A 16,593-nucleotide genomic window follows, 5' to 3' on the forward strand; every position below is an offset into this window, starting at 1 on the left:
GTGACCGGCGCCGGACCGGCCGGCGCGGCTGCGCCGGCCGAGGCGGGCCGGGCGCCGTTCGACGACGAGGCGACCTGAGGCGCCGTCGTCGCGCCCGGTCCGCGGGACCGGGACCCGTCGTCGGCACGCTGCCGGACCTGCCAGAATGCACGGCATGCCGAGCACAACCACTGCGGCGTCGAGGCCGCGCATCCTCTCGGGGATGCAGCCGACGTCGGACTCCCTGCACCTGGGCAACTACCTCGGGGCGCTGACGAGCTGGGTGGCCCTGCAGGACGAGCACGACGCGCTCTACACCGTCGTGGACCTGCACGCGCTGACCGTCTCGCCCGACCCGGCGCAGCTGCGCGAGCGGTCGCGACGCACGGCCGCGCAGTACCTGGCCGCGGGCGTGGACCCGGCCCGCTCGGTGCTCTTCGTGCAGAGCCACGTCCCGGAGCACACCGAGCTCGCGTGGATCCTGTCGTGCCACACGGGGTTCGGCGAGGCGTCGCGGATGACGCAGTTCAAGGACAAGGCCGCGAAGCAGGGCGCCGAGGGCACGACGGTCGGGCTGTTCACCTACCCGGTGCTCATGGCCGCCGACATCCTGCTCTACGACGCGGCGCTCGTCCCCGTCGGAGAGGACCAGCGCCAGCACCTCGAGATCACGCGCGACCTCGCCCAGCGCATGAACGCCCGGTACGGCCCCATGTTCGTGGTGCCGACGGCGCACATCGTGCGTGAGACGGCGAAGATCTACGACCTGCAGGAGCCGACGGCGAAGATGAGCAAGTCGGCGGCGTCGCCGAACGGCCTCATCGACCTCCTGGACGACCCGAAGGTCATCGCGAAGCGGATCCGCTCGGCCGTCACCGACACCGAGCGCGAGATCCGGTTCGACGCCGAGGCGAAGCCGGGGATCGCCAACCTGCTGACGATCTACTCGGCGCTGACCGGTCGTCCGGTCGAGGCGATCGTGGCCGACTACGAGGGCAAGGGCTACGGCGACCTCAAGGTCGACCTCGCCGACGTCGTCGTGGCCTTCGTCACGCCCTTCCAGGAGCGCGTGCGCGCGTACCTCGACGACCCGGCCGCGCTCGACGACGTGCTCGCCGAGGGGGCGGAGCGGGCCGGTGCGATCGCGCGCGGCACGATGGCGCGGGTGCGCGACGCCATCGGGCTGCTGCCGGCGCGGGGACCGCGGGCGTGAGGCTGCCGGAGCGGTCCGGGGACCAGGTGCGGATCGGTGTCGCCCTCCAGGTCCCCGAGCCGTACGGGCGCGAGCTGCAGCGGGCGCGTGCCTCGTTCGGGGACCCGCTCGCGCAGGACATCCCGCCGCACGTGACCCTGCTCGGGCCGACCGTCGTGGAGCCGTCCCGCCTGGAGGTCGTCGGGGACCACCTGACGGCCGTGGGCAAGGAGCACGGGCCGTTCACCGTCCTGCTGCGCGGCACCGGGACGTTCCGGCCGGTCTCCGACGTCGTGTTCATCCAGGTCGTCAAGGGCATCGCCGAGTGCGAGCAGCTCGAGCGCGCGGTCCGGTCCGGTCCGCTCGAGCAGGAGCTGCGGTTCAACTACCACCCCCACGTGACGGTGGCGCACGACGTCCCCGACGAGGCGCTCGACCGGGCGTTCGACGAGCTCGCGGGATTCGAGGCGGAGTTCGAGGTGGACAGCCTCCAGGTCTTCGAGCACGGCGACGACGGCGTCTGGCGCGCGGTCCGCGACTTCCCCCTCACCGCGACCCCCTGACCCGCGGCGCGCCACCAGGCCGCGCGCGGAGCCTCGTCCCGCGGAGCGGAGCGTCGTGCCGTTGCGCGGAGCGTCGTGCCCGCTGCGGAGCGCCGTGCCCGCTGCGGCGCCCGGTGCCGGAGCGTCGTGCCGTTGTGCGGAGTGTCGTGCCCGCTGCGGTGCGCCGTGCCCGTGTGCGGAGCGTCGTGCCGCCACCGTGGAGCGTCGTGCCGCGACATGCCGGCGTGTCCCGGCACCACGCTCCGCGCTCGGAGAGGGCGGCACGGTGTGGGGCTACCGGGTGGATCGCACGGGCTGTGGAGGACGGCGTCGTCCACAGGCGCTCGAGGCCCTCCCGCGGCGCGTAGGCCCGGTGCCCGACCCTGTCGGCATGACCCCTGCCGTGTCCCTCGCCGTCGAACGGTCGAGCCGTGCCCGACGCGCTCGCGGCCCCGTGCTCGTCCCGCTCCGACGGGGCGTCTGGGCGCCGGCCGGCACGGACCCGACGGACGCGGACCTACGGATCGCGGCGGTCGCGGCGCAGCTGCCGGCCCACGCCGTCGTCGGCGGGTGGGCGGCAGCACGGCTGCACGAGGTGACGGCGGGCGGGCGGGACCCGGTCTTCGACGGCGGGCCGCGGTGGGAGGAGAGGCCGATCGGCCGCGGGCGGTGCGCGCGCGTGCTCGTCTGCGCCGCGCGTGACAGCAGGCTCACCCACCGGCCGGACGTGCGCGTGTTCCGGAGCCCTGTCCCCGACGGCCAGCGCGAGCGCGTCCTCGGGATGACCGTGGCGTCCGCGGTACGGTCGGCGTTCGACATGGCGCGACTGCTTCCCGTGACGTCGGGGGTCATCGCCGTCGACCGGATGCTGGCGCTGCGGCTGATGACGATCGACGACCTCGCCCTGCTCGTCGCCGCCCCGGGCAGGTGGCAGGGAAGGCCGGCCGCGCGCCGCGTGCTCACGCTGTGCGACGCCGGCGCCGAGTCACCGCAGGAGTCGGTGCTCAGACTGCTCTGGGTGGGCGCCGGGCTGCCACGTCCGCGTGCCAACGTCGAGGTCCTGGACCGGGACGGCCGCTTCGTGGCCCGCGTCGACCTCCTCGACCCGGATGCCGGCGTCGTGGCGGAGTACGACGGCGGCTACCACTCGGGCAGCGATCGCCGCAGCCGGGACGCCGCCCGGCAGGAGACGCTCGAGCGGCTGGGACTCGTCGTCGTGCGTGCCACGTCGGTCGACCTGGAGGACGGGGGTGCGCGCGCCTGGCAGATGCGACTGCGGGCGGCCTACGGCCGTGCGGCACGCCGACCGGGTGACGAGCGCCGCTGGGTCATCGGCCCCTGAGGTCGCCGCAGGCGCCGGGGACCGCCCCGCGCCGGCCAGCGTGGAGCCTCGTGCCGCGACGCGCCGGCGTGTCGGCGCACGCCGCTCCACGGTCGGGGCACGACGCTCCGCACGGGGCACGACGCTCCGCACGGGGCACGACGCTCCGCACGGGGCACGACGCTCCGCACGGGGCGCGACGCTCCGTACACGGGACAGCGCTCCGCGCTCGGGACGACGGCCCGGAGCGGCGGGTGCGCGGGTGTGCGGGGTGAGCCGGGTGGGACGGGTGAGGTGGGGCCTCGGTCAGAACGCGCGGGTGATCATCGCGCGCTTGACCTCCTGGATGGCCTTGGTGACCTCGATGCCGCGGGGGCACGCCTCGGTGCAGTTGAAGATCGTGCGGCAGCGCCACACGCCTTCCTTGTCGTTGAGGATCTCGAGGCGCTGGGCGCCGCCCTCGTCGCGGCTGTCGAAGATGAAGCGGTGCGCGTTGACGATGGCCGCGGGGCCGAAGTACTGGCCGTCGTTCCAGAACACCGGGCACGACGACGTGCACGCGGCGCACAGGATGCACTTGGTCGTGTCGTCGAAGCGCTCGCGCTGCTCGGGGGACTGGAGGCGCTCGGCCGAGGGCTGGTTCCCGCTCGTGATGAGGAACGGCATGATCTCGCGGTAGGAGGCGAAGAACGGCTCCATGTCGACGACGAGGTCCTTCTGGACCGGCAGGCCCTTGATGGGCTCGACGACGATCGGCTTGCGGATGTCGAGGTCCTTGAGCAGGGCCTTGCACGCCAGCCGGTTGCGTCCGTTGATCCGCATCGCGTCGGAGCCGCAGATGCCGTGCGCGCACGAGCGGCGGAAGGTCAGCGACCCGTCGACCTCCCACTTGATCTTGTGCATCGCGTCGAGCACGCGGTCCGTGCCGTGGGCCGTGACCGTGAAGTTCTCCCAGTACGCGCCGACCTCGGGCGCGTCCGGGTTGAAGCGGCGGATGCGGAGGGTGACCTCGAAGGTGGGGACGGCGCCGGCCTCAGGGGCGGGCGCGGCCTCGCGGGTGTCCAGGGCGGTCATCAGTACTTGCGCTCCATCGGCTGGTAGCGGGTCATGGTCACGGGCTTGGTGTCCAGCCGGATGTGCGTCTCGCCCGGTACCCCGGTCGCCTTCGCGTAGGCCATGGTGTGCTTCATGTAGTTCTCGTCGTCGCGCGTCGGGAAGTCCTCCCGGAAGTGTCCCCCGCGGGACTCCTGTCGCGCGAGCGCACCGACGACGACGACCTCGGCCAGGTCGAGCAGGAAGCCCAGCTCGACCGCCTCGAGGAGGTCCGTGTTGAACCGCCGGCCCTTGTCCTGGACGCCGACGTTCAGGTAGCGCTTCTTCAGGGCCCGCACGTCGGCGAGCGCCTGGGTGAGGGACTCCTCGGTGCGGAAGACCTGGGCGTTCGCGTCCATGGTCTCCTGCAGCGCGCGGCGCAGGTCGGACACGCGCTCGTCCGCCGCGGCGCCGCGCATGCGCTCGAGCTCCGTGACGACGGCGGCCGTCGGGTCCTCCGGCAGCTCGACCCACGGCGCGGTCGCCGCGTAGGCGGCGGCCGCGATGCCGGCGCGCTTGCCGAAGACATTGATGTCCAGCAGCGAGTTCGTGCCGAGGCGGTTGGAGCCGTGGACCGAGACGCACGCGACCTCGCCGGCGGCGAAGAGCCCGTGGATGCGGTCGGTGTTGTTGCGCAGCACCTCGGCGTCGATGGTCGTCGGCACGCCGCCCATGGCGTAGTGCGCGGTCGGGTACACCGGGACGGGCTCGGTGTAGGGCTCGATGCCCAGGTAGGTGCGTGCGAACTCGGTGATGTCCGGCAGCTTGGCGTCGATGTGCGCGGGCTCGAGGTGCGTGAGGTCGAGCAGCACGTAGTCCTTGTTCGGGCCGCAGCCGCGCCCCTCACGGACCTCGTTCGCCATCGAGCGCGCGACGATGTCGCGCGGCGCGAGGTCCTTGATGGTCGGGGCGTACCGCTCCATGAAGCGCTCGCCCTCGCTGTTGCGCAGGATGCCGCCCTCGCCGCGCGCGGCCTCCGAGAGCAGGATGCCCAGGCCCGCGAGGCCCGTCGGGTGGAACTGGAAGAACTCCATGTCCTCGAGCGGGATGCCGCGCCGCAGCGCGAGCGCCATGCCGTCACCCGTGAGGGTGTGGGCGTTCGACGTCGTCTTGAAGATCTTGCCCGCGCCGCCGGTCGCGAAGACCACGGACTTGGCGCGGAAGACGTGGATCTCGCCCGTCGCGAGCTCGTAGGCGACCACGCCGCTCACGGCGACCGGCTCGCCGTCGGGCACGTCGCCCGTCGCGAGGTCGTGCGTGAGGAGCACGTCGAGCACGTAGAACTCGTTGAAGAACTCGACGTCCTGCTTGACGCACTGCTGGTAGAGCGTCTGCAGGATCATGTGCCCGGTGCGGTCCGCGGCGTAGCAGGACCGGCGCACGGCGGCCTCGCCGTGGTTGCGGGTGTGGCCGCCGAACCGGCGCTGGTCGATCTTGCCCTCGGGCGTCCGGTTGAACGGCAGGCCCATGCGCTCCAGGTCGAGGACCGCGTCGATGGCCTCCTTGGCCATCACCTCGGCCGCGTCCTGGTCGACGAGGTAGTCACCGCCCTTGACGGTGTCGAAGGTGTGCCACTCCCAGTTGTCGTCCTCGACGTTCGCGAGGGCGGCGCACATGCCGCCCTGCGCCGCGCCCGTGTGCGAGCGCGTCGGGTACAGCTTGGTGAGCACCGCGGTGCGGGCGCGGGTCGAGGACTCGAGCGCCGCCCGCATCCCCGCGCCGCCGGCACCGACGATGACGACGTCGTACTGGTGGGTCTGCATCAGGGTGTTCGGTCCTTGTCTCGTGCTTCAGGCGGTGCAGAAGGAGGGCAGGAGGTCCGCCGGGGCGCCGGCGGGGCACGGCTCGAACGTGTAGATCACGAGGGTGCCGAGCACGACGACGACGACGAACGACAGGTACAGCGCGCTCTTGAGCACGATGCGCGTGCCGGTCCGCTCCGCGTAGTCGTTGATGATCGTCCGCACGCCGTTGGTGCCGTGGATCATCGCGAGCCAGAGCATCAGCAGGTCCCAGACCTGCCACAGCGGGGAGGCCCACTTGCCGGCCACGAAGCCGAAGTCGATGGCGTTGATGCCGTCACCGTCGATGAGGTTCATGAACAGGTGACCGAAGATCAGGACGAGCAGGAGCGCGCCCGATCCCCGCATGAACATCCAGCCGTAGAGCTCGTAGTTCGTGCGGCTCGTGCGGCGCCCGGAGCGCGGGCTGCGCGGCGCGGCGACGGCCGGCGCGTGCGTGGCGAGATCGGGCATCAGTGCCCCCCGAAGACGTTCATGAGGTGCCGCGGCAGGAAGCCCGCCATGGTCACGACGAAGAGGCCGATGACGATCCAGAGCATGACCCGCTGGTAGCGCGGTCCCTGCGACCAGAAGTCGATCAGCATGACGCGGATGCCGTTGAAGGCGTGGAAGACGATGGCGGCGACGAGGCCGGCCTCGCCGAGGCCCATCACGGGGTTCTTGTACGTGCCGATGACCGCGTTGTACGCCTCGGGGGAGACCCGGACCAGCGAGGTGTCGAGCACGTGCACGAGGAGGAAGAAGAAGATGAGGAAGCCGGTCACGCGGTGCGCGACCCAGGACCACATCCCCTCGCGGCCGCGGTAGAGCGTGCCAGCCGGTGCTTCGGGCACTGGAGATTCCTCCCGGGCGGGTAGAGAGACGTCGTCGTCCGGCCCGGGCCGCGCACGGCGCGCCCCAGGACCCGGAGTCACTGTAGGGCCGACTCTAGCTTCGGCCCGAGCACACGAGCGCCCGCTGTCGAGGGACACGGGTCCCGCTCGGGACGGTTTGTGACCAACGACACAGATCGGCCGGGCTCCCGGCGACCTGGCAGGATCGCCTCCCATGACGGACGAGTCCACGACCGCGGCCCTCATCCCGGGATTCCGGGCGATCGTGCCCGCGGGTGGCGCCGGCACGCGGCTCTGGCCCCTCTCGCGCGCGGGGGCGCCGAAGTTCCTGCACGACCTGACCGGGACGGGGCGCACCCTCCTGCAGGGGACGGTCGACCGGCTCCTCCCGCTCACCGGGCCCGACGGCGTGGTGGTGGTCACCGGGCGGGCGCACGAGGACGCCGTCCGCGCGCAGGTGCCCGAGCTGGGCGCCGGGGCGGTGCTCGCGGAGCCGTCGCCGCGCGACTCCATGGCTGCCATCGGCCTCGCCGCCGCGGTCCTCGCCCGCCGCGAGGACGACGTCGTCGTGGGCTCGTTCGCGGCGGACCACGTCATCGACGCGGGCCCCGGCTTCACCACGGCGGTCCGGGAGGCCGTCGCGGCGGCCCGCGCGGGGTACGTGGTCACGGTCGGCATCCCGGCGAGCAGCCCGTCGACCGCCTTCGGCTACGTGCACCAGGGCGAGCCCCTCGGGCTCGCCGACGCGCCGGGCGCACGCCACGTGGTCGACTTCACCGAGAAGCCGGACGCCGAGACCGCCGCGGCGTACCTGGCGACGGGGGAGTACCGCTGGAACGCCGGCATGTTCGTGGTGCGGGCGGAGGTGCTCCTCGGCCACCTCGAGCGGCAGCACCCCCAGCTCCACGCCGGGCTGCTCGAGATCGCGGCGGCGTGGGACACGCCCGACCGCGACGACGTCCTGGCGCGCGTGTGGCCGGGCCTGCTGCGGATCGCGATCGACCACGCCATCGCCGAGCCGGTCGCGGCCGAGGGCGGCGTCGCGGTCGTCGACGGCGCCTTCAGCTGGGACGACGTCGGCGACTTCGCGTCGCTCGGCGACCTGCTGCCCGCGGACGAGCACGGCACCCGCGTCCTCGGGCCGGCCGACGACGCGCTGGCGCTCGACGCGACCGGCGCCCTCGTGGTGCCCGGGACCGGACGCCTGGTGGCCGTCCTCGGGCTCGACGACGTCGTGGTGGTCGACACGCCCGACGCGCTCCTGGTCACGACCCGCGCGCGGGCGCAGGGGCTCAAGGCGGTGGTGGACACGGTCCGCGAGCGGGGCCGCACGGACCTGCTCTGAGGCGGTGCGGGCGCGACGAACTAGGCTCGGCGCGTGCTGGACTCCGCCCCCACCGTCCCGGTCGACCACCTGAACGGGCTGGTCGACGCCCTCGTCGACGAGCTCGTCGAGATCCGCCGCGACCTGCACGCTCACCCGGAGGTCGCCCGCACCGAGCGGCGCACCTCGGACCTCGTCGCGGACCGCCTGCGCCGCGCCGGGCTGAGCCCGCGCATGCTGCCGGGCACGGGCGTGGTGTGCGACCTCGGGCCGAGCCCCGTGGCGACCGGCCGCCGACGCATCGCGCTGCGCGCCGACCTCGACGCGCTGCCCGTGCCGGACGTCTGCCGCCACCCGTGGCGCTCGACCGTCCCCGGCCTCTCGCACGCGTGCGGGCACGACGTGCACGTCGCCGCCGTCCTGGGGGCCGGGCTCGTGCTCGCCCGGCTCGCCGAGGAGGGCCGCCTCGCGACGGGCGTGCGGCTCGTCTTCCAGCCCGCGGAGGAGGTCCAGCCCGGCGGCGCCCTGGACATCATCGAGGCCGGGGCGATGGACGGCGTGTCCCAGGTCTTCGCGGTGCACTGCGACCCGAAGCTCGACGTCGGCCGCGTGGGCACGCGCATCGGCCCGATCACCTCGGCGTCGGACCCCGTCACGGTGACGTTGACGGGCGCCGGCGGCCACACGTCGCGCCCCCACCTGACGGCCGACGTCGTCTTCGCGCTCGGCCAGGTCATCACGCAGGTCCCCGCGGTGCTGGGCCGGCGCCTGGACCCGCGCTCGGGCGTGAACCTCACCTGGGGGCAGGTCCACGCGGGCAGCGCGAGCAACGCGATCCCCGCGAGCGGCACGGTCCGGGGCACCCTGCGCTGCCTCGAGGGGCGCGCGTGGGAGGAGGCGTCCGCGGTGCTGCGGGAGGCCGTCGAGCAGGTCGTCGCGCCCTACGGCGTCGACGTCGACGTGCAGCACCTGCGCGGCGTGCCGCCCGTCGACAACGACGCCGCCTCGACGCGCCTGCTCGACGCGGCCGCCCGCGAGGTGCTCGGCAGGCACTCGGTCGAGCTCACGGAGCAGTCGCTCGGCGGCGAGGACTTCGCGTGGCTCCTCACGCGCGCACCGGGTGCCATGGCGCGCCTGGGCACGCGGGTGCCGGGCGGGCGCACCTTCGACCTGCACCAGGGCGACCTCGACGTCGACGAGCGCGCGATCGGCGTCGGCGCCCGGCTGCTGGCGCGGGTCGCGGTGCTGGCCGGCAACGACGCGGCGGCCGCGCCGGCGTCGCCCGCCTGAGTCCGGCCGCGCGCGGCGGAGGCCCCGCCAACATTCCGGTTGCGTAACGACCCCTCGTTCGTACCAGCCGGTAACAATCGCGCCCTCGGTGGGAGTTATGGTTTCGCCGTACACCAGTCGGTCAGGTGCCACTGGTGCGGAGCACGCCCGAGGAACGCCGCACATCCCCCGCAGCACCCGTCGAGCGCGCCCGGTCGGCTGACACAAACAGGAGTGACGACGTGAAGAGACTGACGCGAGCAGCGGTGCTGACGGCCGCCGCAGCACTGACCCTGAGTGCCTGTGGCGCGGCCCCCGAGGAGGAGACCGAGTCGACCGCCGGTACCGAGGAGACGGCCGAGGCGACCGTCGACTTCACCGCGTGCATGGTCTCGGACGAGGGCGGCTTCGACGACGCGTCCTTCAACGAGTCCGGCTTCCTGGGCCTCGAGCGTGCCAAGGAGGAGCTCGGCATCGAGACCCGCACGGCCGAGTCGTCCGACCCCGGCCAGTACACGGCCAACGTCGACTCGATGGTCCAGGAGGGCTGCGACCTCATCATCGGCGTCGGCTTCGCGCTCGAGGACCCGATCCAGGCCGCGGCCGAGGCGAACCCGGACATCCAGTTCGCGCTCGTCGACAGCGCGTTCAGCGCCGACGACTTCAGCCCCGTCACGCTCGACAACGCCAAGCCCCTCCTGTTCAACACGCAGGAGGCCGCGTACCTCGCCGGCTACCTCGCGGCGGGCACGAGCGAGACCGGCACCGTCGCGACGTACGGCGGCCTGCCCTTCCCGTCCGTCACGATCTTCATGGACGGCTTCGTGGACGGCGTCGAGAAGTTCAACGAGGACAACGGCGCGTCCGTCGCCGTCCTCGGGTGGGACAAGGAGGCCCAGAACGGCTCCATGATCGGCGACTTCAGCAACACCGAGGGCGGCCGCACCACCACCGAGCAGTTCATCGCCTCGGGCGCGGACGTCATCCTCCCGGTCGCCGGCCCCGTCGGCGCGGGCTCGCTCAACGCCGCCTCGCAGGCCGACGGCGTCTCGGTCATCTGGGTCGACTCGGACGGCTACGAGCAGGAGTCCAACGCGGACACCAAGAACCTCATCCTGACCTCGGTCATCAAGCAGATCGGCACCGCCGTGTTCGACACGATCGCCTCGGCGGTCGACGGCGAGTTCTCGAACGAGCCGTACGTGGGCACGCTGGAGAACGGTGGCGTGGACCTCGCGCCGCTGCACGACTTCGAGAGCACGGTCGACCCGGCGCTCGTCGAGCAGGTCGACGCCCTGCGCGAGCAGATCATCAACGGCGAGATCGTCGTCGAGTCGCCCTCGGCGACGCCCGTCGAGTGAGCTAGATCTCACTCGAGAGCATGACGCAGGTGGTGGCCCGGGGCGCACGCCCCGGGCCACCGGCCTGTGTAGCACGAAGCCTCCGCGTCCCCGTCGGGACGAGGTCCTGCCGGGCGCATGGGCGCGTCACTAGGCTCGGGACAGCAGGAGCACCACCACCGTTCGGGAAGGGCGACGACGCCGTGACGCAGGTACAGCCGGGCGAGGACACGCCATGAGGCTCCAGCTCGAGGGGATCACGAAGCGGTTCGGTCCGCTCGTGGCCAACAACGCCATCAGCCTGACCTTCGAGCCGGGGGAGATCCACGCCCTGCTCGGGGAGAACGGCGCGGGCAAGTCCACCCTGATGAACGTCCTGTACGGCCTCTACCGGCCGGACGAGGGCCAGATCGTCATCAACGGCAAGCCCGTCTTCTTCACGGGCCCCGGCCAGGCCATGGCCGCCGGGATCGGCATGGTGCACCAGCACTTCATGCTCGTCCCCGTCTTCACGGTCGCGGAGAACGTCGTGCTCGGCCACGAGCCGACGTCGGGCGGCGGCCTCATCGACCTGGCGCGGGCCCGCGCCCTGGTGCGCGAGATCTCGGACCGGTTCGGCTTCGCGGTCGACCCGGACGCGCTGGTCGAGGACCTGCCGGTCGGGGTCCAGCAGCGCGTCGAGATCATCAAGGCGCTGAGCCGCGACGCGAAGATCCTCATCCTCGACGAGCCCACGGCGGTCCTCACGCCGCAGGAGACCGACGAGCTCATCGCGATCATGCGCCAGCTCAAGGACGCCGGGACCTCGATCGTCTTCATCACGCACAAGCTGCGCGAGGTCCGCGCCGTGGCCGACCGGATCTCGGTCATCCGGCGCGGGACCGTCGTCGGCACCGCGGACCCCAGCGACAGCGAGGCGAAGCTCGCCTCGCTCATGGTCGGCCGCACGGTCGACCTGGGCGTGGACAAGCAGCCGACCGACCCGGGCGACGCGACCTTCCAGGTGCGCGACCTGACGGTCATCGACCCCAGCGGGGCGCGCGTGGTCGACGGGGTGAGCCTCGACGTCCACCGCAGCGAGATCCTCGCGATCGCCGGTGTCCAGGGCAACGGGCAGTCCGAGCTCGCCGAGGCGATCCTGGGCCTGCGCAGCGCGTCCGGCGGCTCGATCACGCTCGACGGGAACGAGCTCCTCGGCCGCAGCGTCGACGAGGTCCTGCGCGCGGGTGTCGGCTTCGTCCCCGAGGACCGCAGCACCGACGGCCTGATCTCGTCCTTCTCCATCGCGGAGAACCTCATCCTCGACCTGCACGGCGAGAAGCCGTTCGCCAGCTACGGGTCGCTGTCCCCGTCGCGGGTGGCCGCGAACGCGGCACGCGCGGTCCAGGAGTTCGACGTCCGCCTCACCTCGGTGCACGACCCCATCAGCACGCTGTCGGGGGGCAACCAGCAGAAGGTCGTCCTCGCGCGGGAGATGTCCCGGCCGCTGCGCCTGCTCGTCGCGAGCCAGCCCACGCGCGGCCTCGACGTGGGCTCCATCGAGTTCGTGCACAAGCGGATCGTCGCCGAGCGCGACCACGGCACGCCCGTGGTGATCATCTCCACCGAGCTCGACGAGGTCCTCGCCCTCGCCGACCGCATCGCGGTGATGTACCGGGGCAAGGTCGTCGGCGTCGTGCCGGGCAGCACGAGCCGTGACGTCCTCGGCCTGATGATGGCCGGCGCGCCGCTCGAGGAGGCCCAGCGCGCGGCCGCTTCCCACCACACCGCCCTCAGCGAGGCCGGAACGATCGACGGGATCCCCCTGTGAGCACCACCGACACGCTCGTCGCGCCGTCCGCGCAGCCGAGCACACCGACGGGCCGCGGCGGGCCCGGTCTCCTGCAGCGCGTCCTGGACGCCTCGTGGCTGACGATCACGCTCGCGATCGTCATGGCCCTCATCGCGTCCTCCGTGCTGATCGCCGCCGCGAACGCCGAGGTGCAGGACGCGGCCGTCTACTTCTTCTCGCGGCCCACGGACCTCCTCACCGCGGCATGGGACGCCGTCTACTCGGCGTACTCCGCGCTCTTCCGCGGCGCCGTCTTCGACTACCAGGCCGAGGGCCTGCGGCGGGTCCGGCCGATCACCGAGACGATGACGGCGTCCGTGCCGCTCATCCTCGCCGGCCTCGGCCTCGCGGTCGCGTTCCGTTCGGGGCTGTTCAACATCGGTGCGCAGGGCCAGGTGCTCATGGGCGCCGCGGCGGCGACCTTCTTCGGCATCACCTTCACCCTGCCGGTCGTGCTCCACGTCGTGGCCGCGTGCGTCGCGGCGATCGTCGTCGGGGCCCTCTGGGCGGGCATCGCCGGCTTCCTCAAGGCCCGGACGGGGGCGAACGAGGTCATCGTCACGATCATGCTCAACTCGATCGCGACCTACCTCGTGGCGTTCCTGCTGACCACGACCGTGCTGCGCCAGGGCGGGACCCGCCCGATCTCGCCCCCGGTCGGGCCGAACTCGCTCATGCCCCGCATGCTGGGCGAGCAGTTCCGGCTGCACTGGGGCTTCGTCGTCGCGCTGCTCGCGGCGGTCGCCGTGTGGTGGCTCATGGAGCGCTCGGTGCTCGGGTTCCAGTTCCGGGCGGTCGGGGCCAACCAGCGCGCCGCCCGCACGGCCGGCATCCGCGTCAACGTCGTGTTCGTCACGGTCATGCTCGTCGCCGGTGGCCTGGCGGGCCTCGGCGGCGCGATGCAGATCCTCGGCACGGACCGGACGCTGCAGGAGTCGAGCGCCGGCAACATCGGCTTCGACGCCATCACCGTCGCACTGCTGGGGCGCTCGAAGCCGGTCGGCACGGTCCTGGCTGCGCTGCTGTTCGGTGCCCTGCGCGCCGGATCGCCGCTCATGCAGACCTCGGCCGACACCCCGATCGACATCATCCTCGTCATCCAGGCCTCGATCGTGCTGCTCATCGCGGCGCCCGTCCTGGTCCGCGAGCTCTCCCCGCTGCACCGGATCGCGCAGCTCTTCGGCTACCGCATGAAGGAGGCCAGCGCATGAGCATCCAGATCGATCCCGTGCCCAGCACGGTCGTCGAACCCGCCGGTGCGGGCGCCCAGGCACGCATCTCCTGGCGCGGCCCGGTCCTCTACCTCGGCGTCGGGCTCCTCGCGCTCGTCGTCTTCGGGCTCCTGACGCCGAGCGGGGACACCACCCGCTTCCTCGTCGCGACGAGCACCGACATGGTCCACATCGCCACGTTCGGGGTCCCGTCGCGGGCGACGGCGCTCGTGCTGTCCCTGCTCGCCCTCGGCCTCGGTGGCTGGGCCACCTGGCTCACCGCGAACCGCAGGACGGTCCCCACGTGGGTCCAGCTGACGTTCGGCGGCGTCGTCCTCCTGGCCTTCCTGGTGTGGGTGATGGCCGGGAACAGCAACGCGATGCCGTTGACCGTGCTCCTCACGGGTGCGCTGACGCTCGCCGTCCCGCTGGTCTTCGGCTCGCTCGCCGGCCTGCTGTGCGAGCGGTCGGGCATCATCAACATCGCGATCGAGGGCCAGTTCCTGGCCGGCGCGTTCCTCGCCGTCGTCGTCGCGAGCCTGACCGAGAACCCCTACGCGGGGCTGATCGCGGCGCCCGTCGCCGGCGCGCTCGTCGGCGCGGTGCTCGTGATGTTCGCGGTGCGCTACTGGATCGACCAGATCATCGTCGGCGTCGTGCTCAACGTGCTCGTCGTGGGCGTGACCAACTACCTGTTCTCGACGGTCCTGTCGGAGAACACCGACGCGTTGAACTCGCCGCCCCGGCTGCCCACCCTGGCCATCCCGGTGCTGTCCGAGATCCCCGTGCTGGGACCGGTGCTCTTCAAGCACTCGATCATCGTCTACCTCATGTACGTCGTCGTGGCGGTGCTCCAGGTGATGGTGTTCCGCAGCCGCTGGGGCCTGCGGATGCGCGCCGTCGGCGAGCACCCGAAGGCGGCGGACACGGTGGGCATCAAGGTCAACCGGACGCGTGTGCTGAACACCGTGCTGGGCGGCGCGGTCGCCGGGCTCGGCGGCGCCGCGCTCGTCTCGGCCGGGCTCGCCTTCAACAAGGAGCTGACGAGCGGCAAGGGCTACATCGCGCTCGCCGCCATGATCCTGGGCCGGTGGAGCCCCAAGGGCGCCCTCGCGGCCGCCCTGCTGTTCGGCTTCGCGGACTCGCTGCGCCAGGTGCTCAACAACCTCGGCTCGCCCGTCCCCAGCCAGTTCCTCTCGATGCTCCCGTACCTCGCGACGATCTTCGCCGTCGCCGGCCTCGTGGGACGCGTCCGCGCGCCCGCCGCCGAGGGCATCCCCTACAAGAATTGAGGCTCTCGTGACCCGCCAGACCCCCGACGTCGACTGGGAGGCGCTGCGCGCTGCCGCCCGCGACGTGATGACCCGGGCGTACGTGCCCTACTCCGAGTTCCCGGTCGGCTGCGCCGCGCTCGTCGACGACGGCCGTGTCGTCGTCGGCTGCAACGTGGAGAACGCCTCGTACGGCGTGGGCCTGTGCGCGGAGTGCGCTCTCGTCGGTGCGCTGCACACCTCCGGCGGCGGGCGCCTCGTGGCGTTCGCGTGCGTGGACCGGCACGGCAACGCGCTGATGCCCTGCGGCCGGTGCCGCCAGCTGCTGTGGGAGGCGGGTGGCCCCACGCTGCTCGTCGACACGGTGAGCGGGATCCGCCCGATGACCGAGGTGCTGCCGGACGCCTTCGGGCCGGCCGACCTGGTGGAGCGGGCATGAGCGCCGCACCGCGCCACGAGGCGCACGACGCCGTGGACGTCATCCGCACCAAGCGCGACGGCGGCCGGCTCGACGACGCCCAGATCGACTGGGTCGTCGACGCCTACACCCGCGGGGTCGTGGCGGAGGAGCAGATGGCCGCGCTCGCGATGGCGATCCTGCTCAACGGCATGGAGCGGGCCGAGATCGCCCGCTGGACCGCCGCGATGATCGCCTCGGGCGAGCGGCTGGACTTCTCCGGCCTCTCGCGTCCGACGGCGGACAAGCACTCCACCGGCGGCGTGGGCGACAAGATCACGCTGCCCCTCGCGCCGCTGGTCGCGGCCTACGGCGTCGCCGTCCCGCAGCTGTCCGGGCGCGGCCTCGGCCACACCGGCGGCACGCTCGACAAGCTCGAGGCGATCCCCGGCTGGCGCGCGGCGCTGACCAACGACGAGATGATGCGCCAGCTCGAGGACGTGGGCGCGGTCATCTGCCAGGCGGGCTCGGGCCTGGCGCCCGCCGACCGCAAGCTCTACGCCCTGCGCGACGTGACGGGGACGGTCGAGGCCATCCCGCTCATCGCCAGCTCGATCATGAGCAAGAAGATCGCCGAGGGCACGGGCTCGCTCGTCCTCGACGTCAAGGTCGGCAGCGGCGCGTTCATGAAGGACCTCGACCGCGCGTCGGAGCTCGCCCGGACGATGGTCGAGCTCGGCACCGACGCCGGTGTGCGCACCGTCGCGCTGCTCACCGACATGTCGACGCCGCTCGGCCTGACCGCGGGCAACGCGCTCGAGGTCCGCGAGTCGGTCGAGGTGCTGGCCGGCGGCGGCCCGCCCGACGTCGTGGAGCTGACCGTGGCCCTGGCCCGGGAGATGCTCGCCTCGGCCGGTCGCGACGACGTCGACCCGGCGGACGCGCTCGCCGACGGCCGCGCGATGGACGTGTGGCGGCGCATGATCGCCGCCCAGGGCGGCGACCCTGACGCCGCGCTGCCGGTGGCGCGCGAGACCGAGGTGGTCTTCGCGCCGGCCGACGGCGTGCTCGTCGAGCTCGACGCGCTCGCGGTCGGCGTCGCGGCGTGGCGCCTGGGCGCCGGCCGTGCGCGCCGCGAGGACGTGGTCCAGGCGGGTGCGGGCGTCGAGCTGCACGCCAAGCCCGGCGC

General features: G+C 72.7%; 15 protein-coding genes. 11 read left to right on the top strand and 4 right to left on the bottom strand.

Annotated features, from left to right (window positions below):
- Positions 1–154: 154 nt before the first annotated feature.
- The 3 genes from trpS to IDM29_RS08375 all read left to right on the top strand — a co-directional run bounded on the left by trpS (position 155) and on the right by IDM29_RS08375 (position 3,055).
- Positions 155–1,192, top strand: a complete 1,038-nt coding sequence (trpS, locus tag IDM29_RS08365) for a tryptophan--tRNA ligase (protein ID WP_182113334.1) — start codon at positions 155–157, stop codon at positions 1,190–1,192.
- Positions 1,189–1,734, top strand: coding sequence for a 2'-5' RNA ligase family protein (locus IDM29_RS08370; RefSeq protein WP_182113335.1), 546 nt, complete (start codon positions 1,189–1,191; stop codon positions 1,732–1,734). The genes trpS and IDM29_RS08370 overlap by 4 nt, the downstream gene beginning before the upstream one ends.
- A 370-nt stretch (positions 1,735–2,104) precedes the next feature.
- Entirely contained in the window at positions 2,105–3,055 is a 951-nt protein-coding gene (locus tag IDM29_RS08375; RefSeq protein WP_182113336.1) for an endonuclease domain-containing protein, read from the top strand.
- A gap of 285 nt (positions 3,056–3,340) precedes the next feature.
- On the opposite strand, the gene IDM29_RS08380 is transcribed toward IDM29_RS08375, so the two are convergent.
- The 4 genes from IDM29_RS08380 to sdhC are packed head-to-tail and all read right to left on the bottom strand — an operon-like array spanning position 3,341 to position 6,761.
- Complete coding sequence (locus tag IDM29_RS08380; RefSeq protein WP_182113337.1) at positions 3,341–4,108, bottom strand: succinate dehydrogenase iron-sulfur subunit; 768 nt, start codon at positions 4,106–4,108, stop codon at positions 3,341–3,343.
- Entirely contained in the window at positions 4,108–5,889 is a 1,782-nt protein-coding gene (gene sdhA / locus IDM29_RS08385) for a succinate dehydrogenase flavoprotein subunit (RefSeq protein ID WP_182113338.1), read from the bottom strand. Before sdhA ends, IDM29_RS08380 begins: the two co-directional genes overlap by 1 nt.
- A 27-nt stretch (positions 5,890–5,916) precedes the next feature.
- On the bottom strand, positions 5,917–6,381 hold the full coding sequence (locus tag IDM29_RS08390) for a succinate dehydrogenase hydrophobic membrane anchor subunit (protein ID WP_182113339.1): 465 nt from the start codon (positions 6,379–6,381) through the stop codon (positions 5,917–5,919).
- Positions 6,381–6,761 (bottom strand): succinate dehydrogenase, cytochrome b556 subunit, encoded by a 381-nt coding sequence (gene sdhC, locus IDM29_RS08395; protein ID WP_182113340.1) that lies wholly within the window; start codon positions 6,759–6,761, stop codon positions 6,381–6,383. The genes IDM29_RS08390 and sdhC overlap by 1 nt, the downstream gene beginning before the upstream one ends.
- A gap of 214 nt (positions 6,762–6,975) precedes the next feature.
- On the opposite strand from sdhC, the gene IDM29_RS08400 reads away from it, so the two are divergent.
- From IDM29_RS08400 to IDM29_RS08435, 8 genes are all read left to right on the top strand, one after another.
- The gene (locus tag IDM29_RS08400) at positions 6,976–8,106 is read left to right on the top strand and encodes a mannose-1-phosphate guanylyltransferase (RefSeq protein ID WP_188037416.1); all 1,131 of its coding nucleotides are present in this window, start codon (positions 6,976–6,978) and stop codon (positions 8,104–8,106) included.
- Positions 8,107–8,142: 36 nt separating this feature from the next.
- Entirely contained in the window at positions 8,143–9,375 is a 1,233-nt protein-coding gene (locus IDM29_RS08405; RefSeq protein ID WP_223148118.1) for an amidohydrolase, read from the top strand.
- Between the two features lie 221 nt (positions 9,376–9,596).
- On the top strand, positions 9,597–10,715 hold the full coding sequence (locus IDM29_RS08410; RefSeq protein ID WP_182113343.1) for a BMP family protein: 1,119 nt from the start codon (positions 9,597–9,599) through the stop codon (positions 10,713–10,715).
- 214 nt (positions 10,716–10,929) lie between these two features.
- Positions 10,930–12,504 (top strand): ABC transporter ATP-binding protein, encoded by a 1,575-nt coding sequence (locus IDM29_RS08415; RefSeq protein WP_188037417.1) that lies wholly within the window; start codon positions 10,930–10,932, stop codon positions 12,502–12,504.
- Positions 12,501–13,736, top strand: a complete 1,236-nt coding sequence (locus IDM29_RS08420) for an ABC transporter permease (RefSeq protein ID WP_255491779.1) — start codon at positions 12,501–12,503, stop codon at positions 13,734–13,736. The genes IDM29_RS08415 and IDM29_RS08420 overlap by 4 nt, the downstream gene beginning before the upstream one ends.
- Positions 13,733–15,028: an ABC transporter permease gene (locus IDM29_RS08425; RefSeq protein WP_182113345.1), complete on the top strand. Its 1,296-nt coding sequence runs from the start codon at positions 13,733–13,735 to the stop codon at positions 15,026–15,028. Before IDM29_RS08420 ends, IDM29_RS08425 begins: the two co-directional genes overlap by 4 nt.
- Before the next feature lie 7 nt (positions 15,029–15,035).
- Positions 15,036–15,446 carry a cytidine deaminase gene (locus tag IDM29_RS08430; RefSeq protein WP_255491780.1) on the top strand — a complete coding sequence of 137 codons (411 nt, stop codon included), beginning with the start codon at positions 15,036–15,038 and terminating at the stop codon, positions 15,444–15,446.
- On the top strand, positions 15,443–16,593 hold a 1,151-nt coding region (locus IDM29_RS08435), incomplete at its 3' end, for a thymidine phosphorylase (protein WP_188037418.1). The genes IDM29_RS08430 and IDM29_RS08435, both read left to right, overlap by 4 nt.

The organism is Actinotalea sp. JY-7885 (genome assembly GCF_014525465.1).
Taxonomy (GTDB): Bacteria; Actinomycetota; Actinomycetes; order Actinomycetales; family Cellulomonadaceae; genus Actinotalea.